The 21303-nt window shown below is 62.7% G+C and carries 19 protein-coding genes and 1 tRNA gene; 7 read left to right on the top strand and 13 right to left on the bottom strand.

The annotated features are described in order from the left end of the window. Nucleotides 1–87: 87 nt before the first annotated feature. The 11 genes from AC1RKJ_RS15225 to AC1RKJ_RS15175 form a co-directional block, all read right to left on the bottom strand. Nucleotides 88–540, bottom strand: coding sequence for an arsenate-mycothiol transferase ArsC (locus AC1RKJ_RS15225; protein ID WP_492791765.1), 453 nt, complete (start codon nt 538–540; stop codon nt 88–90). Between the two features lie 41 nt (nt 541–581). Continuing rightward, on the bottom strand, nt 582–1088 hold the full coding sequence (locus AC1RKJ_RS15220; protein WP_492791764.1) for a UPF0262 family protein: 507 nt from the start codon (nt 1086–1088) through the stop codon (nt 582–584). After that, entirely contained in the window at nt 1085–2380 is a 1296-nt protein-coding gene (hisD, locus tag AC1RKJ_RS15215; RefSeq protein ID WP_492791763.1) for a histidinol dehydrogenase, read from the bottom strand. Before hisD ends, AC1RKJ_RS15220 begins: the two co-directional genes overlap by 4 nt. 112 nt (nt 2381–2492) lie before the next feature. Beyond that, the gene (locus tag AC1RKJ_RS15210; protein WP_492791762.1) at nt 2493–2975 is read right to left on the bottom strand and encodes a DUF2948 family protein; all 483 of its coding nucleotides are present in this window, start codon (nt 2973–2975) and stop codon (nt 2493–2495) included. A gap of 77 nt (nt 2976–3052) precedes the next feature. Beyond that, a complete protein-coding gene (gene murA / locus AC1RKJ_RS15205; RefSeq protein ID WP_492791761.1) occupies nt 3053–4342 on the bottom strand; it encodes a UDP-N-acetylglucosamine 1-carboxyvinyltransferase in 1290 nt (429 codons plus the stop codon). 148 nt (nt 4343–4490) lie between these two features. After that, nucleotides 4491–5156: an NAD-dependent epimerase/dehydratase family protein gene (locus AC1RKJ_RS15200; protein WP_492791760.1), complete on the bottom strand. Its 666-nt coding sequence runs from the start codon at nt 5154–5156 to the stop codon at nt 4491–4493. A 24-nt stretch (nt 5157–5180) separates the two neighbouring features. Further along, a complete protein-coding gene (locus AC1RKJ_RS15195) occupies nt 5181–5666 on the bottom strand; it encodes a hypothetical protein (RefSeq protein WP_492791759.1) in 486 nt (161 codons plus the stop codon). 120 nt (nt 5667–5786) lie between these two features. Continuing rightward, the gene (locus AC1RKJ_RS15190; protein ID WP_492791758.1) at nt 5787–6710 is read right to left on the bottom strand and encodes an alpha/beta fold hydrolase; all 924 of its coding nucleotides are present in this window, start codon (nt 6708–6710) and stop codon (nt 5787–5789) included. Nucleotides 6711–6786: 76 nt separating this feature from the next. Then, nucleotides 6787–7089 carry a UBP-type zinc finger domain-containing protein gene (locus tag AC1RKJ_RS15185; RefSeq protein ID WP_492791757.1) on the bottom strand — a complete coding sequence of 101 codons (303 nt, stop codon included), beginning with the start codon at nt 7087–7089 and terminating at the stop codon, nt 6787–6789. A 30-nt stretch (nt 7090–7119) separates the two neighbouring features. Next, the gene (locus AC1RKJ_RS15180; RefSeq protein ID WP_492791756.1) at nt 7120–8832 is read right to left on the bottom strand and encodes an FAD-dependent oxidoreductase; all 1713 of its coding nucleotides are present in this window, start codon (nt 8830–8832) and stop codon (nt 7120–7122) included. A gap of 162 nt (nt 8833–8994) precedes the next feature. Next, complete coding sequence (locus AC1RKJ_RS15175) at nt 8995–9198, bottom strand: hypothetical protein (protein WP_492791755.1); 204 nt, start codon at nt 9196–9198, stop codon at nt 8995–8997. 100 nt (nt 9199–9298) lie between these two features. On the opposite strand from AC1RKJ_RS15175, the gene AC1RKJ_RS15170 reads away from it, so the two are divergent. From AC1RKJ_RS15170 to hemA, 6 genes are all read left to right on the top strand, one after another. After that, a complete protein-coding gene (locus tag AC1RKJ_RS15170) occupies nt 9299–9742 on the top strand; it encodes a nuclear transport factor 2-like protein (protein ID WP_492791754.1) in 444 nt (147 codons plus the stop codon). A gap of 145 nt (nt 9743–9887) precedes the next feature. Further along, nucleotides 9888–9962: transfer RNA gene (locus AC1RKJ_RS15165), tRNA-Thr, on the top strand. A 136-nt stretch (nt 9963–10098) separates the two neighbouring features. Beyond that, a complete protein-coding gene (locus AC1RKJ_RS15160) occupies nt 10099–12246 on the top strand; it encodes a methyl-accepting chemotaxis protein (protein WP_492791753.1) in 2148 nt (715 codons plus the stop codon). Nucleotides 12247–12448: 202 nt separating this feature from the next. Continuing rightward, on the top strand, nt 12449–13534 hold the full coding sequence (bioB, locus tag AC1RKJ_RS15155; RefSeq protein WP_492791752.1) for a biotin synthase BioB: 1086 nt from the start codon (nt 12449–12451) through the stop codon (nt 13532–13534). A 145-nt stretch (nt 13535–13679) separates the two neighbouring features. Then, nucleotides 13680–14744 carry an MBL fold metallo-hydrolase gene (locus tag AC1RKJ_RS15150; RefSeq protein WP_492791751.1) on the top strand — a complete coding sequence of 355 codons (1065 nt, stop codon included), beginning with the start codon at nt 13680–13682 and terminating at the stop codon, nt 14742–14744. A gap of 207 nt (nt 14745–14951) precedes the next feature. Next, the gene (gene hemA, locus AC1RKJ_RS15145; protein WP_492791750.1) at nt 14952–16178 is read left to right on the top strand and encodes a 5-aminolevulinate synthase; all 1227 of its coding nucleotides are present in this window, start codon (nt 14952–14954) and stop codon (nt 16176–16178) included. Between the two features lie 88 nt (nt 16179–16266). Here the strand turns inward: hemA and AC1RKJ_RS15140 are convergent, their stop codons facing one another. Further along, nucleotides 16267–16920: a response regulator transcription factor gene (locus AC1RKJ_RS15140; RefSeq protein WP_492791749.1), complete on the bottom strand. Its 654-nt coding sequence runs from the start codon at nt 16918–16920 to the stop codon at nt 16267–16269. 172 nt (nt 16921–17092) lie between these two features. Between AC1RKJ_RS15140 and AC1RKJ_RS15135 the strand changes: the two genes are divergently transcribed. After that, nucleotides 17093–20602: a PAS domain-containing hybrid sensor histidine kinase/response regulator gene (locus AC1RKJ_RS15135; RefSeq protein WP_492791748.1), complete on the top strand. Its 3510-nt coding sequence runs from the start codon at nt 17093–17095 to the stop codon at nt 20600–20602. Here the strand turns inward: AC1RKJ_RS15135 and AC1RKJ_RS15130 are convergent, their stop codons facing one another. After that, nucleotides 20603–21277, bottom strand: coding sequence for a response regulator (locus tag AC1RKJ_RS15130; protein ID WP_492791747.1), 675 nt, complete (start codon nt 21275–21277; stop codon nt 20603–20605). Nucleotides 21278–21303: the final 26 nt, after the last annotated feature.

Here is a 21303-nt window from a genome sequence, read left to right as displayed (position 1 = left end):
GGTCAATGGGCGCGGAAACTATCCGAAGGCACCCCTCGCGACAACAGCGGCACGCTGTGTCCGGAGGTGATTTTGCGTGATTTTTAGCTACTCGTTCTTGATGGCCGCTGGCGCAAAGCGCTCGCGGATACGCTGCCGCAGGCTTTCCCGGACGTGCCGGTAAGCGTCGAGTTGCAATTCACGGCGGCCTTCGACACCGACCGGGTCCGGCGTCGGCCAGTACTCCACCTCGGTCGCCGATGTCGTGGTCAGTTGAAGCGCCTTGTGATGCGCCTCCGGGGACAGCGTCACGATCAGATCGAAATTCAGACCTTCCCAGTCCTCCAGATCCTCGACGGTCCACGGCTTGTGGTTTGAAATATCGAGGCCGATTTCCTTCATCACGGCGACGGCGAACGGATCGAGTTCGGCCTTGCTGACGCCCGCCGACTGCACATACATCCCGCGCGGAACGAGATGGCGCAGCAGCGCCGCCGCCGTCGGAGAGCGGACGCTGTTTTGTCCGCACATAAAGAGGACCGCCTGCGGAGAACGCGCCATCCGTCAGGCGCTTCCGCTGATGACAGGAAGGACGTGACGCCTCATGTGCTGCCCTCGCCCTTCCAGTGCAGAACCGAAATCAAGGTGAACAGCCGGCGCGCGGTCTCGAAATCGACGCGGACCTTGCCATCGAGGCGTTCCATCAATGTGCGTGAGCCTTCGTCATGGATGCCGCGGCGGCCCATGTCGATGGCTTCGATCTTGTCCGGCGTCGCGGTGCGGATGGCCTGATAGTAGCTGTCGCAGATCATGAAGTAGTCCTTCACGATGCGGCGGAAAGGCGTCAGCGACAGCAGATGCACCACGCATGGCGTGCCGTCCTCGCGCCGGATATCGAACATCAGGCGGTTACCGGTGATGCCGATATGCAGCGTGAAAGGCCCCGCGTGCGCACCGTCCGGCGCGAAGAGGTTCTTCTCGACCAGATCGTAGATCGCGATGGCGCGCTCATGCTCGATGTCGGGTCCCGAGCGCCCAATGGATTCTTCATCGAGCGTCACCGCGACAACGCGGTTTTGAGCATCGCCGTCTGGTGGCGGCTTGCTCATGACAGATTGAGCCTCAGCCCGACCGAGCGCGCGTGAGCATCGAGGCCCTCGGCCTTGCCCAGCGTCATCGCCGCCGGGCCGAGCGCGCGAAGCTGATCCGGTCCGCACTTGAGGATCGAGGTCCGCTTCATGAAATCCAGCACGCCGAGGCCCGACGAGAACCGCGCCGAGCGCGCGGTCGGCAAAACGTGGTTCGATCCGCCGACATAGTCGCCGATCGCTTCCGGCGTGTGCGCGCCGAGAAAGATCGCGCCGGCATTACGAATGCGGGCGCTGAGATGTTCGGGATCGGCGGTGATGATCTCGAGATGTTCGGCCGCGATGGTGTTGGCGAGCGCGATGGAATCATCCAGCGCCTTGACCAAAATGATCGCGCCGAAATCATTCCACGAGGCGCGCGCGATGTCCGCGCGAGGCAACGTGGTGAGTTGGGCCTCGACGGCGCGCGCCACATCGTTCGCCAATGTCTCGTCGTCGGTAATGAGGATCGATTGCGCGTTGACGTCGTGCTCCGCCTGCGCCAGCAGATCCGCCGCGATCCAGTTGGCGTTCGCTGTGCGATCCGCGATCACCAGCACTTCGGACGGACCGGCGATCATGTCGATTCCAACTTTGCCGAACACCAACCGCTTGGCGGCGGCCACATACGCATTGCCGGGGCCGACGATCTTCGCCACCGGCTTGATGGTCGCGGTGCCGTAAGCCAGCGCCGCCACGGCCTGCGCGCCGCCGACGCGATAGATTTCCGACACGTCGCCGAGTTGAGCGGCTGCCAGCACCAGCGGATTGAGCTTGCCGTCGGGAGACGGCACGACCATCACCACGCGCTCGACGCCCGCAACCTTCGCGGGCACCGCATTCATGAGCACCGATGACGGATAGGCCGCGGTGCCGCCCGGCACGTAAAGCCCGACGGCTTCGATGGCGCTCCAGCGCCAGCCGAGTTCGACGCCTGCGGCGTCGGTGAACCGTTCGTCCTTCGGCAACTGGCGCTTGTGAAACACCTCGATGCGATCGCGCGCGAACTTCAAGGCGTCGAGCGTCGCCGCGTCACAGGCTTTCACCGCCGCGTCGATTTCCGCGGGCGTAATCCGCAAGCCCCCGGCCTGAACGTCCAGCCGGTCGAATTTCTTCGTCGCCGCGATCAGCGCCGTGTCACCATGCTTCGCCACGTCATCGACAATGGCACGCGCCGCCGCGTCGATGTCGGCGGAGACTTCCCGCTTCATGTCGAGAAAGGCATCGAAGCGCTGGGCAAAGTCGGCGCTGTGGCTGCTAAGGCGGATCGGCATTCCAGGGTCCGGCAAATTTTTAAAAGACATCGTGATTGGCGCGATGCCACATCACGGTCAACCCTTAACATCCTCGGGGTGAATTCGCGAGCGGGACCGCGCCGATTGGTTGCTAAATGGCTGTGTCCGCAGCCAGATTACGCGCGGCGTCCGGATCGGCGGTCAGACTGTCCGGACCGAGATCGGCCAGTTCGCATTCGAGGCACTCGACCTCAAGCCGCAGCACGCCACCGCTGGCGAACAGCAACAGCACCTGGCCGCCCGGCTTCCTGCCCGGATCAAACTCTATCCCAAGCAGCGTCAGCGCCAGTTCCGTCGCAGCCATATCGATATCGCGCGATTTGCAGGACAGCACGCGGTCGAAACGGAGCGCCGAGATCAGCCTCCGCGGGGTGCATTCGCCGGCAAGGATCTGCTCGCAGTCCGGCCGCCGCATCCCGATGACAAGGCGGTTCTCGGCCGGCCGCCACAGGATGTCGCCCGCGACCACCGCCGCGTCCTGGACATGCGCCGAAATCACGGCGAGATCGTCTTCGTCCAGAGCGGCCAGCTTGCGCTGCGAGGATTCACGCTGAGACACTTTGTTCTGAGACATTGGGCCCCGCCTTGCGTTTTAGTGAGGCATGATCTTTTCCGAAAACCGGCTTTCGCCTTTCGGGATCATGCCTGCGTTTACCCGCTGATGCGCTCGATGGTCGCTCCGCAGGCAGACAGTTTTTCCTCGAGCCGCTCAAAGCCACGGTCGAGATGATAGATACGGTTGACCATGGTTTCGCCTTCGGCCGCGAGGCCGGCGATCACCAGAGAGACCGACGCGCGCAGGTCGGTCGCCATCACCGGCGCGCCGCGCAATTTGGAGATGCCTTCGATGATGGCGGTCTCGCCGTCGAGCGAAATACGCGCGCCGAAGCGCGCCAGTTCCTGCACATGCATGAAGCGATTTTCGAAAATCGTCTCGGTGATGTGCGACGAGCCTTTCGCGCACGCCATCAGCGCCATCAACTGAGCCTGCAAGTCGGTTGGGAAACCGGGAAACGGCGCAGTTGAAACGATGACCGGATTGATGCCGGCGCCGTTGCGCGTGACGCGGATACCTTCGTTGTTCGGCGTGATGGTCGCGCCCGCCTGAATCAGCACATCGAGCGCCGATTGCAGCAGTTCGGGCCGTGCGCCCGCGAGCTGAACGTCGCCGCCTGTCATCGCCACCGCCATGGCATAGGTGCCGGTCTCGATCCGGTCCGGCAGCACGGTGTGCCGCGCGCCGTGCAGCTTGGCCACGCCTTCGATAACGATGCGCGTGGTGCCCGCGCCGGAAATCTCCGCGCCCATCTTGTTCAGACAGTCGGCGACATCGACAATCTCGGGCTCGCACGCAGCATTGTTGATGACCGTCGTGCCCTTCGCGAGCGTTGCCGCCATCAGCGCAACGTGCGTGCCGCTGACCGTGACCTTCGGGAAATCGATCTCCGCGCCGACCAGACCGCCGGGCGCTTTCGCGATCACATAGCCGCCGTCGATCTGAATATCCGCGCCGAGCTTTTCCAGCGCCATGATTAGCAGGTCGACAGGCCGCGTGCCGATGGCGCAGCCGCCGGGCAGCGACACCTTGGCCTCGCCCATCCGCGCCAGCAGCGGCGCAATCACCCAGAAACTCGCGCGCATGGTCGAGACCAGTTCGTAAGGCGCGGTGGTGTCGATGATGTTCGCCGCGGAAATATGCAGCGTCTGGCCCTGATACTCGTGGTCGCCGGGGCGCTTGCCGGCCGACATGATGTCGATGCCATGGTTGCCGAGGATGCGCTGGACCTGCGCGACATCGGCCAGACGCGGCACGTTGTCCAGGATCAGGGTCTCGTCGGTCAGCAGGCTGGCGATCATCAACGGCAACGCCGCGTTCTTGGCGCCCGAAATCGGAATGGTGCCGTTGAGCTTGTTACCGCCGACAATACGAATGCGATCCATGCCAAACCTGCTTTGTTCCGGAATGTCGGCTTTTAGCGCGTTTCAGCGGGAGTGGAAACCGCGCGCCAGGACGCCCCGAAAACCCGGCACATCAGCTTAATAACTCAAAAATCGCTCGAATTGTGTCGGTTTGACCGGCAATTGGCGATCAGGCGCCGGCCTTGTGGATGTCCGGCATTTCCAGGATCGGCTTCGGGTAGCCATGCCTGGCCACAGTGAGCATGGCGCGGCCGACCTCCTCGGTCGTGGTCACGTATTGCGGCGCGACCCGATGCAGCAGCGTCAGCAGCGGCGATGTCACGGTGTAGATCGCCTGAACCCACGGCGTCTTGGAGCGTACGCCATGGAGCGGCTGGATCGCGCCGGGACGGAACATGTAGGCGGCCTTGAACGGCAGCTTGAGCAAATCGTTCTCGGTCTTGCCCTTCACACGCGCCCACATCATGGAGCCCTGCTCGGTGCTGTCGGTGCTGGCACCGGTCACATAGACAAAGGTCATGCCGGGATTGAGCCGCGCCAGCGGCCGCGCCGCCGCCAGCGCGATGTCGTAGGTGAGATGACGATAACGCGCTTCGTCGAGCCCCAGCGACGATACGCCAAGGCAGAAGAAGCAGGCGTCATAACCCGTCATCTCGTTTTCGATCGCGGAGAAATCCAGAAAGTCCTTGTGCACGATCTCGCGCAGCTTCGGACTTTGCTGCCCCGTCGCGCTGCGGCCGACGGTCAGCACCTCCACCACCGCGGGATCAAGCAGGCATTCGCGCAGCACGCCCTGCCCGACCATGCCGGTCGCACCGAAAACAATGACTTTCATCGATGCTCCAAATATCCGCCCGCGTTATGCCGGCCGGAAACGCCTGATGCTGAGAACAATCAGGAAGATGAAGAAGACCAGCGTTGCGCCTTGCGCGATCGCGAACGGCGGCTCCGTTCCCTTGGGAGCCAGTACATTCAGCAACGCGACCTTGAGGAACGACTGCGCGATCAGGACAAAGACGTTAAACCAGAGCGCGAGCAACGCCGTCACGATGTAGACCGGACGCCAGATACCGACCAGATTCTTGCCGTAGAGCGCGTAGACCGCGACAGCCAGCAGGATCAGCGAAATGATGGCAACCATGTGCGACGGCAGCAGCGTGGTGAACGGAAACAGAAAACCGGTCGCGCTGGTCAGGATCGTGGTGATCAGAAACAACGCCGTCCAGCACGGCAGCTTGTTCGATGCGAGAAGTCCGCCCGCGACAACGAAACCGAGGGCGATAGCAATCATACTGAGTACAAGGTGGAAGACCGTAAAACCCGCCAAAGACATGCCTAAAATCATGATGCGCCCCTTTTAAGAACCCGTCCAAAGGCTACAGCATAGGCGCGGCCGTGCAACAAAAGTTCCATTTCCGCGCCACAACTTGCGGCGAATTTCCGGGCGCGGCAGCCATGCCATGCGCTAGCGGTTGAGAAAATCCACCAGCTTCGGAATGACCTGCCCGGGCGCCTCTTCCATCAGCCAGTGGCCTGAACCTTTGACGATCACGCCTTCGACGTCGGTCGCGACCAATTTGCCCTGCTCGATCAGAAACGCCCCGCCGGCCTTTTCGCCGGAGAGCACCAGCATCGGCATCGGCAATTTCGTCTTTGCAAGGCCAGCGAAGTCGTCCGCGTCCTTCTCGAAAGCGCGAAACACCTCGAAGCCCGCGCGCATATGGCCCGGCTGCGCGTAGGACTTGGCGTAGAATTTCCGGTCCTTCTCCGGCACCGACTTCGTGGGGTCGGCGGCGAAATCATTCCAGAAATGCTCGAAGTAAATCCGCTCGCGGCCCCTCACCAGCGCCAGCGGCGTCTTGCCGTAGAAATGGAAGTGCCACAGGTCGCGCAGCAGCCAGACGTTTTTCCAATCGCCGACGCCCGGCAGGAAGGCATCCATCAGCACAATGCGGTCGACCTCGGCCGGGAATTGCGCGGCATAGGCATAGGCGACCATCAATCCGATGTCGTGGCCGACGATTTTCACCTTGGCATAGCCGAGATTTTTGACCAGTGCGTGAATGTCCTGCGCCATTTGCTTCTTGGTATAGCCGCTCTCCGGCACACCGGATTTGCCGAAGCCGCGCAGGTCCGGCGCAATCACGGTGTGGTTCTTCACCAGCCCCGGAAACAGCGGCCGCCACATGTGGCTGGTTTCGGCGTAGCCATGCAGCAGCACCACGGGATCGCCCTTGCCCGCCACGAGATAATGCAGCTTCACGCCGTTGACCTCGGCGAAGCGGCTCTGCGGCGCCTGCGCGACCGCGTTGCCCGGCAGCGCGACCAGAACTGACACCGCTATTGTGACAGCGCAGACCGCGCCGCGAATGATCCGCCGGATATGCATCCTGAAATTCCTTCGAGCCGATATGAACTGATGAAAACGGACTGGATTTAGCAAGCTTGGATAATAGGCAACGGGCTCAGTCATAGCGCGGGATCGGACCGTTGTGCGGCGTCTTTCGCCTGGACAGATCGAACATCACCTTATCGATATAACACCAGCCCCAGCCTTCCGGGGGATCATAGCCTTCGATGACCGGATGCTGCGTGGCGTGAAAATGTTTCGTCGCATGTTTGTTGGGCGATTCGTCGCAGCAGCCGACATGGCCGCAGGTCCGGCAAATCCGCAGATGCAGCCACTCGCTGCCGGTCGCGAGACATTCCTCACATCCCAATGCGCTCGGCGTGACGTCACGAATTTCCGCAATATGCTTGCAAGGCATGGTGATGGCCTTTCGGCGAGAGCTTGCAGGCTAGACGGACACAGCCGGCTTGTCGCTGAGAAATCCGTGCAACGCGGCGACCACCTGCGCACCTTCGCCGATCGCGCCGCCGACGCGCTTGACCGAACCGGCGCGCACATCGCCCACAGCGAACACGCCGGGCACCGACGTCTCCAGTCCCGACACAGGCTTGCCATCCTCGCACTGTGCGCCGGTCAGCACAAAGCCAGTGCGGTCGAGGGCGACGCCGCATCCCTTCAGCCATGCGGTTGCGGGGTCCGCGCCGACGAACAGAAACACATTGCGGATGTCGCCTGACGCTTCGATGCCGGTCCGGCGGTTGCGCCAGCGGACGCGGGTCAGCCCTCCATCGGGCGTGCCTTCCAGCCCGGCGATCTCGGTGTGAATCATCAGTTCGATGTTGGGCGTCGCCATGATGCGGTCGATGAGATAGCGCGACATGCTGTCGGCAAGTCCGCCGCTTCGGATCATCATGCGCACCTTGCTGGCGTGGCCCGACAGGAAGACCGCGGCCTGCCCCGCGGAATTGCCGCCGCCAACCAGAATAACCTCCTGTTGCGCGCAGAGCCGGCCTTCGATCGGCGACGCCCAATACCAGACGCCACGCCCCTCGAATTTGTCGAGGTTCTCGATCTCCGGCCGCCGGTAGCGTGCGCCGCTGGCAACCACGACGGATTTCGAACGCAGGAAATGACCGCATGCGGTCGAAAGACCGAATGCGCCGTCGCTTTTGGTGCAATCGAGCGATCTGGCCTCGACCGGGATCATCATGTCCGCGCCGAACTTCTGCGCCTGATTGTAGGCGCGCCCGGCGAGCGCCTGTCCCGAGATGCCTGTCGGAAATCCAAGATAGTTTTCGATCCGCGCACTGGCGCCGGCCTGACCGCCGAAATGGCGTGCGTCGAGCACCGCCACCGACAATCCTTCGGACGCCGCATACACCGCGGTCGCAAGGCCCGCGGGACCGCCGCCGACGATAGCGACATCGTAGATCTTGTCCTGTTCGGCGCCGCCGATCATCCCCATCGCATAGGCAAGTTCGGTCTCGGAGGGATTACGCAGCACCCTGCCGTCCGGACACACCACCAGCGGCAGATCGGCGGGCGACGGCGAATAGCGCGCGATCAGATCGGCGGCATCCTTGTCCGACGCAGGGTCGAGCACATGATGCGGATTGCCGTTGCGGGAGAGAAAGCCCTGCAAGCGTACGACACCGCCCAATGACGGCGAGCCGATCAGCACCGGCCCGCCGACGCCGCCCTGAATCAAGCTGACGCGGCGCAGAATCAGCGCACGCATGATGCGCTCGCCGAGATCGGCTTCGGCCACCAGCAGCGCGCGCAGGCTTTCGGAAGGAATCAGCAGTGTTTCCACGTCGCCCTCGGCGGTGCCGTCCACCAATGCCTGGCGGCCCGAGAGTTGTCCGACCTCAGCCAGAAACTGTCCCGGCCCCTGCTCGATCACCGGCGTGACATGACCCATGCCGTCGCGCTGCGTGATGGCGACATTGCCGGACAGAACCACGAACATCCCGGGACCCGGCTTGCCGGTCTCGAACATTCGATCGCCGTCCTTGTAGCGGCGGACCTCACCGAACCGACGCATCCGGCCGATCTCGGCCTCCGTCAGCGTCGGGAAGGTCTGCTCGTAGCGCGGAAACGCCTGCGCCGCTGATGTCAGTGGCGGTGCGTGCGCAGGTGCTGCTGCCGGGTCTGTCGCCATTTTGCTCGCACCTCGTCACTCGTCAAAAACACGGCGACAATCTTCCTGCAAAACCGATGCAAGAGAGCCGCCATTCTCAGACTAGATCGTGCGCGCGCGGGGATAATCAAGAATGGGAGAGTCGAGGCCGGCACCGGACCTTAACGCCGTATGCAGGCATTCTCACTCGTCGTCGCGCGAATCGGCCGCCGCCTCCGGCGTCTCAGCACGCGCACGGGCGTCATCCTCCGGTGTGACGATCGCCATTCCGGCGCGGCCGCGTGCCTGCGATTTGCGGCGCTTCAGATTGTCACGCAGCGCCGATTTCAGCCGCTCCTCACGGGCGGTTTTGGCGTTGCGCCCCGTTTTGCCGGAATCGTCCGTCATGGCAGGCCCGCTGGTGTTCCCTTGACCGGATGTTCGGCCGAGGATTACTGCAATCATACGCGACAGGGCAATCGGCAGGTCACGTCATAAGGAAAATCTCATGACAGGTGATGCACAGGGTCTCGCGCCTGCGGCGCAGGAGACGCTCAAGAGCTGGCATCGTTTCGTCGAAACCAAGAGCACCGACGTGCTGCGGCCGCTGTTCGCGGACACCACGGTGTTTCGCTCGCCATTCGTCCATCTTCCCATCCCGGGACGTCCCGCGAGCCTGCTGATCCTCACCACCGTCGTGCAGATTTTCGAGAATTTCCGTTACCACCGCACATTCGTCTCCGGTTCGCACGATGTGGCGCTGGAATTCAGCGCCAATATCGGAGAACTGGACCTGAAAGGCGTCGATCTGGTGAAATTCGATTCCGCCGGCAAGATCATCGAATTCGAGGTGATGATTCGTCCTTTCAAGGCCTTGCAGGCCCTCAGCACCGAAATGAGCGCCCGGATCGGCCCTGAATTGGCGAAATACAAGACCGCCGCCCCGGCCTGAGTTCCGCGAGGCATCTACGGGCCGGAGAACGACGCTCCGCGCTTGCGCCGCCAGTGGCCTTATGGCAAAGGAACGCGCGCCTTTAGAGGCTTTTCAGCTGATTCACGTACATGGTACGTTTCTGGCTCCTTTTGGTCTGGCGCACGCTGCCGTAGCTCAGTGGTAGAGCACTCCATTGGTAATGGAGAGGTCGACAGTTCAATCCTGTCTGGCAGCACCAGCCCTCCCCCATGACCACCGCAGGCGGCCCGCCAGATTTTTGGCACCAAATCGCCATTGGTCCTAAGAATTTTAACCATGCATCCTGATACTGCGCCCGCACGTCTTTTTACGGATTCGTCGATGCGGGGGGCACTATGGGTTTGCGGCTTGATTTCGGGAAAAAACTGTTTCGTTTCAAAGTGCCGAGCCTGACGCTCGGCGTGCGGGGAAGTCTTTTCCTGGCCTTCGCGGTGATCGCCGGCATGGCGATCGCGATCAGCGCCGGCGCCAGCCTGCTGCTCGGCCAGCTCGGCGGCATGATGACCGAACTCAGCGGACGTGACATTCCCCGCCTGACAGCCAGCCTTCAACTGTCGGGGCTGAGCCAGAGCCTGGCCTCTCGCGGTCCCGCGATGCTCGCATCGGAAGATGAAGCCACGCTTCAGACGCGCACCAAGGACCTGAAGGAGGCCCAGGCCGCCGCGCTGACGAAATTGAAAGAAATCAAGGACCTCAACGCCGACCCGACCGTCGTCGCCGCGCTGGAGGAAAACGTCAAGATGCTCGACGACACCATCGGCAGCTTGCGCGCGGCAGCCAATGAGCGGCTCGACCTCGCCGGGCAACATGCCCGGCAATTCGAGGCCGCCCGGAAGGCTCACGCCGCCGTCGTTACCATGATCAATTCCAGCACCGATAAAGCGAAAGCCGTCGTCAACACCGCGCTGACAAGCGCAAGCGTCGATGGCAGCGATGCTCTGAAAGCCATGCAGGGCGTCGATATGCTGGCCAGCCTGCTCGCAGACGTCAATTTTGCCGCAAGCAACATCAGCGCCGCGGCCAATGCCACCAGCGCCGAGACGCTCAGCGATCACGAATATGCGTTCTCGGTGACCTCCGACGGCATCGACACTTCTCTTGCTTCGCTTGGCAGCCGCGGCGATGGCGACAAGCTGAAGGAAGCCATAGCCCAGTTGATGGCGTTCGGCGACAAGAAGACAGGCGTCTTCAAGCTGCGGCAGAAAGAACTCGACGCTGCCGACTACGGCCGCCTGATCCTGGAAGAAACCGGCAAGCTCAATCGCGGCCTCGAAATGAGCATCAAACGGCTCGTGGATGACGTGCAGGTCTCCACCGATGCCGGAGCGGCCAAGGCGCGCAACACCATATCGCTGGCAACCATGGTCATGCTCGCGCTCGGCGCCCTCACGCTGGTCGGATCGGCGCTGTTCGTCTGGCTCTATGTCGGCCGCAATATCCTGGGCCGCATCGGCAACCTGCAGGACGTGATGCGGCGGCTGTCCGAAGGCGACCTTGAAGCCGAAGTCCGCCGCAGCCGCCAGCAGGATGAAATCGCCGTCATGGCGCGTTCGCTGGAGGTGTTTCGCGAAAGCATGATCCGCTCGCGCACGCTGAGCGGCGAACAGGATCAGGACCGCGCCGCCAAGGCTGAACGCGCCTCGCGCGTCGAAATGCAGATCGTCCACTTCGAAAACAAGGTCCGCGCCGCGCTCGACACCTTGATGACGTCCGCGAACGTCATGCAGTCGACCGCGGAAAGCATGTCCACCAGCGCCGAACATTCGAGCGCGCTGGTGAGCACCGTCGCGTCCGCCGCCGAGGAAACTTCGGTCAACGTGCAGACGGTTTCGGCCGGCACCGAAGAACTGTCGTCGTCCATCCAGGAGATCAGCCGTCAGGTGACCAACTCGGCCAAGATCGCCGCGCACGCCGTCAGCGAAGCGGGCAAGACCGACACGACGATGCAAGGCCTCGCCGACAATGCGAATCGCATCAGCAGCGTCGTCGACCTGATTCAGGAAATCGCATCGCAAACCAATCTGCTCGCGCTCAACGCCACCATTGAAGCGGCGCGCGCGGGAGAAGCCGGCCGCGGATTCGCGGTGGTCGCATCCGAAGTGAAGAGCCTCGCCGAACAGACGGCGAAGGCGACCGACGAAATCCGGGCGCAGATCTCAAGCATGCAGAACGTCACGGCGTCTGCCGTCGGCGCAATCCGCAGCATCGGCTCCACCATCGGCGAGATCAACGAGGTCACCACCGCCATCGCCGCAGCCGTCGAGGAGCAAGGCGCCGCGACCCGCGAGATCGCCCGCAACATCCAGCACGCCGCCAGCGGCACATCAGAAGTATCGAGCAACATCATCGGCGTCAGTCAGGCCTCGATCGAGGCTGGAACCGCGGCCGGCGAAGTGCTCAACGCGTCGGGCGAGTTGCGCCGCGAAGCCGATACGCTGCGCGGGGAAGTGGACGCCTTCCTGCTCAATATCCGGGCGGCGTAATTTCATCAGGCTACAATTGCGTTTACGCGCTATGCCGCCCGGCATGGCTGCGATCCATGGAAGATCTGGGCCCAGATTGACTCTTCTGGGCCCTCATGATCCTTGCTAATCTTGGACACCAGAGGAAATCGCGAATGCCTTCAAGGCATGCGGCTTCCTCATCGATAAAGACAGCGACGTCTTCACTGCAAAGGGTCAGCGCATGAGCATAGTGCCGGGTTCGGATGTGAACGGTCGCGTGCCGGTCGGCAGGGATGCACTGACAGAGCCGCGCAGCGACTGGACGCGCGCGGAAGCGCAGGCGATCTACGACCTTCCGTTCGCGGATCTGATCTTTCAGGCGCAGAGCATTCATCGCCGCAACTTCGATCCCAATCACGTCGAAACCGCGAGCCTCCTGAGCATCAAGACCGGCGGCTGTCCGGAAGATTGCGGCTACTGCTCGCAGAGCGCCAAATACGACACCGGCCTCAAGGCGACCAAGCTGATGGATCACGACAGCGTGGTCGCCACCGCGAAGCGCGCCAAGGAAGCCGGCGCTGAACGCTTCTGCATGGCAGCCGCATGGCGCAATCCGAAGGACAAGGATCTCGACACGGTCTGCGACATGGTCAGCGCCGTGAAAGACCTCGGCATGGAAACATGCGTCACGCTCGGCATGCTGACCGACAGCCAAGCGAAGCGGCTGCACGACGCCGGCCTCGATTTCTACAACCACAACGTCGACACATCGCCGGAGTTCTACGGCAAGATCATCACCACCCGCACGATGCAGGATCGCATCGATACGCTGGCGCACGCGCGCGAAGCCGGCCTCAAGGTTTGCTGCGGCGGCATCATCGGCATGGGCGAGCAGGTCGATGACCGGCTCGGCATGCTGGCTCTGCTGGCGAACCTTCCCGAGCATCCCGAGAGCGTTCCGATCAACATGTGGAACGAGGTCAAGGGCGTGCCGGTCAACGACACCGCCGAGCGGCCCGATCCGATCGCGCTGGTGCGCATGATCGCGGTCGCGCGCATCATGATGCCGCGAAGCGTCGTTCGCCTGTCGGCCGGCCGTCAGTACATGACCGACGAGTTGCAGGCGCTGTGCTTTGTCGCCGGCGCGAACTCGATCTTCATCGGCGACGTGCTGCTGACCACGAAGAATCCGCAGACCGAACGCGACGCGAACCTGCTGGATCGCCTCGGCATCAAGTCGAAGCTCGACGATGCGAAGCGCCACGTGCACGCCGATGCGACGCCGGCTGCCGCCACCGTCCCGGTGAGCGGCGCAGCGGCATCCTGAAGCCGTTTCAAACAGCAAAGACATGGTTGCCTGCATGGCAACCATGCCCGGACAACCCTCAAAACGCAGGTTTCAGCCGCGCAGGACACTAGCGCGGCCGGTTTTGCCGCGTTAAGCCGGAATGGAAAAACGCGATTGCGAGACGATGCATAACAAGACCGCCACATTGACCACGGCCCCCGATGGCCTGCGTTATCCCTTCGAGACGCCGCCCAAGCCGGACGAGGCGATCGAGGTCGCGCCGGGTTTGATCTGGGTCCGGCTGACGCTGCCGTTCCGTCTCAACCACGTGAACATCTATCTGATCGCCGATGGCGACGGCTGGACCATGGTCGATACCGGCATCGGCAACGACGCGACCATCGCCGCCTGGACAGCGCTGTTCGAAGGTCCGCTCAAGGGATTCAACATCACGCGGCTGATCGTGACCCACGCGCATCCCGATCATGTCGGTTTGGCTGGATGGATCGTCGAGCGTTTCAATTGCCCGCTTCACATGTCGCAGGTCGAATACCTGCAGGCGGCCTATCACCAGCATCGCGGCTCGCCGGAACGGAAGCTGGCGCAGCGGCTGTTCTTTCGCCGTCACGGTATGGATGAGGAGATCACCGAAGCACTGCTCGGCAAGGGCCAGGATTACCTGACGCGCGTCTCGATTCTGCCTGCCTCATTTTATCGCCTGTCTGACGGCGACGAGATCACGATCGGTGCGCGGACGTTCAAGGTCATCACCGGCGGCGGCCATGCATTCGAGCAGGTCATGCTGTTTTGCGAAGCCGATAATATTTTCCTTTCGGCGGATCAGGTGCTGAGCAAGATCTCGCCGAATGTCAGCGTATGGGCTGTCGAGCCGGCGGCGAATTCGCTGGGCGACTATCTCGCCTCGCTGGCGGAGTTGACCGGCCTGTTGCCGGATGACGTTCTCGTGCTGCCCGGACACGGCGTTCCGTTCTACGGCGTCAAGACACGCATCAAGCAGCTTGCGGATCATCACGAAGAGCGTTGCCAGCTCATCGCCAACGCCTGCCGCACGTCACCGAAGACCTCGGCCGAACTGGTGCCGGTCGTGTTCCACAAGCACGTGCTCGATGCGCACCAGACCGGCTTCGCCGCCGGCGAACTGATCGCGCATGTCAATCATATGCTGGCCCATGACCGCCTGACGTCCCATGTCGGCGCCGATGGCGTGGTGCGCTTCACGGCGACCTGATTTCACGACGCCAAACCTTGAGATGAGTGCCCCGATTGGCCGGATTGATCCTGGTCAACGCCACCATCAGCCGCATATGAGACCGGCGAAAACGGCCTCGACATTAAAGCTGGAAAAGCTCTAAAAAGGCCCACGCACGACAGAAGACCCCCTGGAAGACCCCTTGGGCCGGCTGCCGTAATCCGGGTTCCCGTCAGGGTTTTTGTGATGGATTACAACAAGTTCTTCGGTGACGCCCTCGGGCGACTTCATGACGAGCGGCGGTATCGCGTTTTCGCCGACCTAGAGCGGATCGCCGGCCGCTACCCGCATGCGGTGTGGCACTCCCCCAAGGGCCAGCGCAACATCGTGATGTGGTGCTCCAACGACTATCTCGGGATGGGTCAACATCCCAAGGTGGTGGGCGCGATGGTCGAGACCGCGACGCGCGTCGGCACCGGCGCTGGCGGCACGCGCAACATCGCTGGCAACAACCATTCCCTGATCCAGCTTGAGCAGGAGCTTGCAGATCTGCACGGCAAGGAAGCCGCGCTGGTTTTCACCTCGGGCTACGTGTCCAATCAGACCGGCATCGCAACACTCGCCAAGCTGATCCCGAACTGCCTGATCCTGTCGGACGCGCTGAACCATAATTCGATGATCGAGGGCATCCGCCAGTCCGGCACCCAGTACATCGTATTCCGCCACAACGACGTCGCGCATCTCGAGGAATTGCTGCGCGCCAATCCGGATCGCCCGACGCTGATCGTTTGCGAAAGCCTCTATTCGATGGACGGCGACATCGCGCCCCTCGGAAAGATCTGCGATCTCGCGGAGCGTTACGGCGCCATGACCTATGTCGACGAGGTTCATGCGGTCGGCATGTACGGTCCGCGCGGCGGCGGCATTGCCGAGCGTGACGGCGTGATGCACCGGGTCGACATTCTCGAAGGCACGCTGGCAAAGGCGTTCGGCTGCCTCGGCGGCTACATCGCGGGCAGCGCCAAAATGGTCGATGCCGTGCGCTCGTATGCGCCGGGCTTCATCTTCACGACGGCGCTTCCGCCTGCGATCTGCTCGGCCGCGACTGCCGCCATCAAGCATTTGAAGTCATCGTCGTGGGAGCGCGAGCGTCATCAGGACCGCGCGGCGCGACTCAAGGCGATTCTGACGGCGGCCGGATTGCCGGTGATGTCGAGCGACACGCACATCGTGCCGTTGTTCGTCGGCGATCCCGAGCGCTGCAAGAAGGCGTGCGACCTGCTGCTGGAAGAGCACGGCATCTACATTCAGCCGATCAACTATCCCACTGTGCCCAAGGGCTCGGAGCGCCTTCGCATCACACCGTCGCCGTATCATGACGACGTTTTGATCGATAAACTCGCCGACGCGCTGGTGCAGGTCTGGGAGCGGCTCGATCTGCCGCTGCACGCCAAGTCCATGGCAGCAGAGTAATCGGCTGCGGCAGCAATCTGCTGAATCACAATCTGCGAAAATCCGAAAAGACGACGCCGCATCCGCCGGATGCAGCGCCGTCTTCACATCAGACCGCGCGGGCTTCGAGCCGTGCGGGGGCATCCGACAGCACAATCCGCATCAGGTCCGCGGCGTTCCTGGCGCCAAGTTTGTCCATGATCCGCGCGCGATGAACTTCGATGGTGCGCGGGCTGATGCCGAGCCGCCTGCCCGCCTCCTTGTTTGAAGCCCCGTGCGCGACCTCCGCCAGAACGTCCCGCTCGCGCCGGGTGAGCAGATCGCGGCCCGGAAAATCGGCGAGACCGTCGATGTGTCCCGCGGTCGACCGGCGATAGGCGGCAACGCCCTCACGGACACGGTCGATCATGATGCTCGCGGAGAATGGCTTTTCGAGAAAATCCCGCGCCCCGAGTTTCATGGCTTCCACGGCCATCGCAATGTCCGACTGACCGGACATCACAAAGACCGGCGGCGCGAACCGTGCATCGGAAAGATGCTTCAAAACGGTAAGGCCGGAACTGCCCGGCAAATGAAGGTCGAGAATCACGCAGCATGGCGCAGTGCTTCGCAGGGTTTCCAGAAAGGAATCTCCGTCCCCGAACGCCTCCGATGCAAATCCCTCGATCCTCAGGAGCAGCGACAGCGCATCCCGCACCGAGGCATCGTCATCGACAATGGCGATCGGGGCGTCCCGGGCAATAAAAGGCAGCATGTGACCCATCGGCCTGCTCCTTGATAGCAATATCGTCGTAACACAACTTTTACGTGTATATGCTGATTCGCTGAATTCGCCAAGATCATGTTCGTCTGGCGCACGGCAGCCGAGCCGGATGCACAGGCAACCGGTCCGGGCTAAGGTCGCAGCGGGCCGGTAAGGCCGAGGGATCAATTCGATGCTGCATGACTGGGGCGTGATCGCAGTCGCGTTCGGCTACATCGGACTTCTGTTCGTGGTGGCGAGCTACGGCGAACGGCTGACGCACATCCAGCGTGGCCGCCTCGGCACCTTTATCTATCCGCTGTCGCTTGCGATTTATTGCACGTCCTGGACGTTCTTCGGCTCGGTCGGGCTCGCGACGCGAACCAGCGTCGAATTTCTCGCGATCTATGTCGGCCCGATCCTGATGATCGCATTCTGCACGCCGTTGCTGATGCGCGTCATCCAGCTGGCCAAATCGCAGAACATCACCTCGATCGCCGACTTCATTGCCGCGCGTTACGGCAAGAGCCAGGCCGTCGCCGGGACCGCCGCCGCCATCGCCATCATCGGCTCGGTGCCTTACATCGCCCTGCAATTGAAAGCGGTTGCGTCGTCGCTGGAAACCATCCTCAATCAGGATCAGGACGTTTCCAGTATTCCATACATCGGCGACATCGCCTTCATCGTCACCGTCACGCTGGCCGCCTTCGCAGTGCTGTTCGGCACGCGCCAGACCGACGCCACCGAACACCAGCACGGGTTGATGCTGGCGGTCGCGACGGAATCGCTGGTCAAGCTGGTGGCCTTCATCGCGGCGGGCGTCTTCGTCACGTTTTTCATGTTCGGCCCGTCCGATTTGTGGGACCGCGCCATGAAGACGCCGGAGGCGGTCCGCGCCATCGAGGCCACACCGTCGATCGGTAATTTTCTCGCCATGACGCTGCTGTCGTTTCTGGCGATCCTGCTGCTGCCCCGGCAATTCCACGTCAGCGTCGTGGAAAATTCCACCGAGGCCGAAGTCCGCCGCGCGCGCTGGCTGTTTCCGCTCTATCTGGTTCTTATCAACCTGTTCGTGATTCCGATCGCCATCGCAGGCCTCGTCACCTTTCCGTTCGGGGCATCCGACAGCGACATGTACGTGCTGGCGCTGCCGATCTCGGCGGGCGCGACGGCGCTGAGCGTGATCGTGTTCGTCGGCGGGCTGTCCGCCGCCACCGCGATGGTGATCGTGGAATGCGTGGCGCTGGCCATCATGGTGTCGAACGACATCATCGTGCCGCTGGTGTTGAAGCGGCGGCCGGCTTCGCAGGGCGGCAAGGCCAACTTCGGCGGCTTCCTGCTCAAGGTTCGCCGCGTCGCGATCTTCGCCATCATGGCGATGGCGTATCTCTACTATCACGTGCTGGGCAACGCCCAGCTTGCCGCCATCGGCCTGCTGTCGTTCGCAGCCGTCGCACAACTCGCGCCGGCGTTTCTCGGTGGCCTGTTCTGGCGGCGGGCGACGGCGCGCGGCGCGATGGGCGGCATGCTGATCGGCTTCGCGGTGTGGGCCTATACGCTGTTCCTGCCGAGCTTCGCCGACGTCGATCCGCGCGGCACGTTATGGCTCACGCAAGGCCTGTTCGGAATCACCGCACTCCGGCCACAAGCCTTGCTCGGTACCGAAATGGCGCCGCTGATTCACGGCGTCTTCTGGAGCCTGTCGCTCAATCTGCTGGCCTACATCGTGCTGTCGCTGATGCGCCAGCCTACATCGATCGAGCGGGTGCAGGCCGACCTGTTCGTGCCCAACGAACTGGCGCCGATCGCGCCCAACTTCAGGCGCTGGCGCACCACCGTCACCGTGCAGGACCTGCTCAGCACGGTCGCACAGTATCTCGGGCCCGACCGCGCGCTGCAATCGTTCGAGACGTTTGCGGCCACGCATCGCATCAATCTCGAACGCAGCGCGCCCGCGGATTTTCTGCTGCTTCGCCACGCCGAACATCTGATCGCCTCGTCGATCGGGGCCGCCTCGTCGCGGCTCGTGCTGTCGCTGCTGCTGCGCAAGCGTGCGGTCTCCGCCAAGGCCGCATTGAAGCTGCTCGACGACGCTCATACCGCGCTGCATTTCAACCGCGAGATGTTGCAGACCGCGCTCAATCACGTCCGTCAGGGCATCGCCGTCTTCAATCCCGAACTCCAGCTCATCACCTCGAACCGGCAGTTCGGCGAAATTCTCGACCTGCCGGCGCAATACGCGCAAATCGGAATACCGCTCGTCGAGATCCTGGAGTTCATCGGCAGCAATGGACAGGCGGCCTCCAAGGGTGACCACACCATGCTGCAACGGCGGCTCGCCGCCTACACCACCGAAGGTGAGCCCTATCTGGAGCGATTGATCGACCGCAACATGGTGATCGAAGTGCGCGCCAACCGCATGCCGGGCGGCGCGCTGGTCATCACCTTCTCCGACATCACGCCGAGCTTCGAGGCCGCCGAGGCTTTGGAGCGCGCCAATGCGACGCTGGAAAAGCGCGTCCGCGAACGCACCGAGGAACTGACACGGCTGAACAGCGAACTGGCGCTGGCCAAGAGCACCGCCGAGGAAGCCAACATTTCCAAGACCCGCTTCCTCGCAGCGGCCAGTCACGACATTCTGCAGCCGCTCAACGCCGCCAGACTCTACGTCACCAGCATGGTCGAGCGGCAGGCCGGCGGCGAGGATGCGCGCCTCGTCGGCAATATCGACGACTCGCTGGAGGCCATCGAGGAAATTCTCGGCGCGCTGCTCGACATTTCACGGCTCGACTCCGGCGCGATGACGCCATCAATCTCCAGCTTCCGCATGAGCGACCTGATGCGCTCGCTGGAGGTGGAATTCGCGCCGATCGCAAAAGCGCGAAAACTCAAACTGACCTTCGTGCCCTGCGCGCTGGCTGTCACGTCGGACCGCGTGCTGCTGCGGCGTCTGCTGCAAAACCTGATTTCCAATGCCATCAAATACACGCCCAAGGGGCGCGTGCTGGTCGGCTGCCGCCGCAAGGGAAAATCGCTGGAGATCGGGATCTACGATACCGGCCTCGGCATCCCGATTCTCAAGCGCACTGAAATCTTCAAGGAATTTCATCGCCTCGACCAGGGCGCGCGGATCGCGCGCGGACTTGGTCTCGGGCTATCGATCGTGGAACGGTTGGCCCGCGTCCTGAACCACGGCATCGCGGTCGATTCGAACCGCAGCGGCGGCTCGCGCTTTTCCGTGACAATGCCGATCGCCAAGACCATCACCCATACGGCGGCGTTGTCGGGCACCAACATGTCCACCAAAACGCCGATGAGCGGCACGCTCATTGTCTGCATCGAGAACGACCGCGCCATCCTCGACGGCATGAAGACCTTGCTCACCGGCTGGGACGCCAAGGTCATCGCGGCGGTGGACCCGGTCTCAGCCGCGGAAGCGATCGCCGCCACCGAGGAGCGGGTGACGGGACTGCTTGTCGATTATCACCTCGATCGCGGCAACGGCATCGCGGCGATCCGCGACATCCGCCAGCGGTTCGGCGAGGGAATTCCGGCCATTCTGATCACCGCCGACCGCAGCCCGCATGTCCGCGAGGCCGCGCGCGCGGACGGAATTGTTGTGCTCAACAAGCCGGTCAAGCCGGCAGCGCTGCGCGCCCTGCTCGGGCAATGGCGCACGCAGCAGATGGTGGCTGCGGAATAATTACTGCGTTGTATCGGCCTGCTTCCATTGTCCGCCGGATATTTTGGCGGCGGCAATCACGGCCTGGGTCCGGCTTTCGACACCCAGCTTTTGCAGGATGGCGGAGACATGCGCCTTGATGGTCGCTTCGGAGACACTCAGCTCATAGGCGATTTGCTTGTTGAGCAAACCTTCCGACAGCATCATCAGCACCCTGACCTGCTGTGGCGTCAGCGTCACCAGGCGGTCGCGCAGCCGCGTCATGTCGGGATCGGCCGCCGCGGACATATCGATGTCAGCCGGAATCCAAACGTCGCCGTTCATGACCTTGCCGATGGCCTCGCGCAACGTCTCGACGCCGAAGCGCTTGGGGATGAAGCCCGACGCACCGAAATCCATCGACCGGCGGATCGTGCCCGCATCGTCGCTGGCCGACACAATGACCACCGGAATTGCCGGGAATTGCGCCCGCAGGTAGATCAACCCGGAAAAGCCGCTGATTCCAGGCATCGACAGGTCGAGCAGGATTAGATCGACATCCGATTCGCGCTCAAGCAGCGCTGTCAATTCCTCGAACGATCCCGCCTCGTCGATGCGCGCGGATGCAACGACGGTCGCGACCGCTTGTCGCAGAGCGTCACGGAAAAGCGGATGGTCGTCGGCGACGACGAGATGCGTGCTGGAAGCGATGGTCATTTATCCCGTTTGCAATAGCCGAGTGA

This window comes from Afipia sp. GW822-FHT04G07 (assembly GCF_058800765.1).
Note: the sequence above shows the minus strand (reverse complement) of the source record. Positions and strands in the feature narration are given on the sequence as shown.

Excerpts from the sequence above, each read along its gene's own strand:
- AC1RKJ_RS15175 (WP_492791755.1), bottom strand. The coding sequence starts at position 9,198 with ATGACGGACGATTCCGGCAAAACGGGGCGCAACGCCAAAACCGCCCGT.
- bioB (WP_492791752.1), top strand. The coding sequence starts at position 12,449 with ATGAGCATAGTGCCGGGTTCGGATGTGAACGGTCGCGTGCCGGTCGGC.
- AC1RKJ_RS15160 (WP_492791753.1), top strand. The coding sequence starts at position 10,099 with ATGGGTTTGCGGCTTGATTTCGGGAAAAAACTGTTTCGTTTCAAAGTG.
- AC1RKJ_RS15210 (WP_492791762.1), bottom strand. The coding sequence starts at position 2,975 with ATGTCTCAGAACAAAGTGTCTCAGCGTGAATCCTCGCAGCGCAAGCTG.
- AC1RKJ_RS15135 (WP_492791748.1), top strand. The coding sequence starts at position 17,093 with ATGCTGCATGACTGGGGCGTGATCGCAGTCGCGTTCGGCTACATCGGA.
- AC1RKJ_RS15185 (WP_492791757.1), bottom strand. The coding sequence starts at position 7,089 with ATGCCTTGCAAGCATATTGCGGAAATTCGTGACGTCACGCCGAGCGCA.
- AC1RKJ_RS15180 (WP_492791756.1), bottom strand. The coding sequence starts at position 8,832 with ATGGCGACAGACCCGGCAGCAGCACCTGCGCACGCACCGCCACTGACA.
- AC1RKJ_RS15150 (WP_492791751.1), top strand. The coding sequence starts at position 13,680 with ATGCATAACAAGACCGCCACATTGACCACGGCCCCCGATGGCCTGCGT.
- AC1RKJ_RS15220 (WP_492791764.1), bottom strand. The coding sequence starts at position 1,088 with ATGAGCAAGCCGCCACCAGACGGCGATGCTCAAAACCGCGTTGTCGCG.
- AC1RKJ_RS15190 (WP_492791758.1), bottom strand. The coding sequence starts at position 6,710 with ATGCATATCCGGCGGATCATTCGCGGCGCGGTCTGCGCTGTCACAATA.
- hemA (WP_492791750.1), top strand. The coding sequence starts at position 14,952 with ATGGATTACAACAAGTTCTTCGGTGACGCCCTCGGGCGACTTCATGAC.
- AC1RKJ_RS15195 (WP_492791759.1), bottom strand. The coding sequence starts at position 5,666 with ATGATTTTAGGCATGTCTTTGGCGGGTTTTACGGTCTTCCACCTTGTA.
- AC1RKJ_RS15140 (WP_492791749.1), bottom strand. The coding sequence starts at position 16,920 with ATGGGTCACATGCTGCCTTTTATTGCCCGGGACGCCCCGATCGCCATT.
- AC1RKJ_RS15170 (WP_492791754.1), top strand. The coding sequence starts at position 9,299 with ATGACAGGTGATGCACAGGGTCTCGCGCCTGCGGCGCAGGAGACGCTC.
- AC1RKJ_RS15225 (WP_492791765.1), bottom strand. The coding sequence starts at position 540 with ATGGCGCGTTCTCCGCAGGCGGTCCTCTTTATGTGCGGACAAAACAGC.
- murA (WP_492791761.1), bottom strand. The coding sequence starts at position 4,342 with ATGGATCGCATTCGTATTGTCGGCGGTAACAAGCTCAACGGCACCATT.
- hisD (WP_492791763.1), bottom strand. The coding sequence starts at position 2,380 with ATGCCGATCCGCCTTAGCAGCCACAGCGCCGACTTTGCCCAGCGCTTC.
- AC1RKJ_RS15130 (WP_492791747.1), bottom strand. The coding sequence starts at position 21,277 with ATGACCATCGCTTCCAGCACGCATCTCGTCGTCGCCGACGACCATCCG.
- AC1RKJ_RS15200 (WP_492791760.1), bottom strand. The coding sequence starts at position 5,156 with ATGAAAGTCATTGTTTTCGGTGCGACCGGCATGGTCGGGCAGGGCGTG.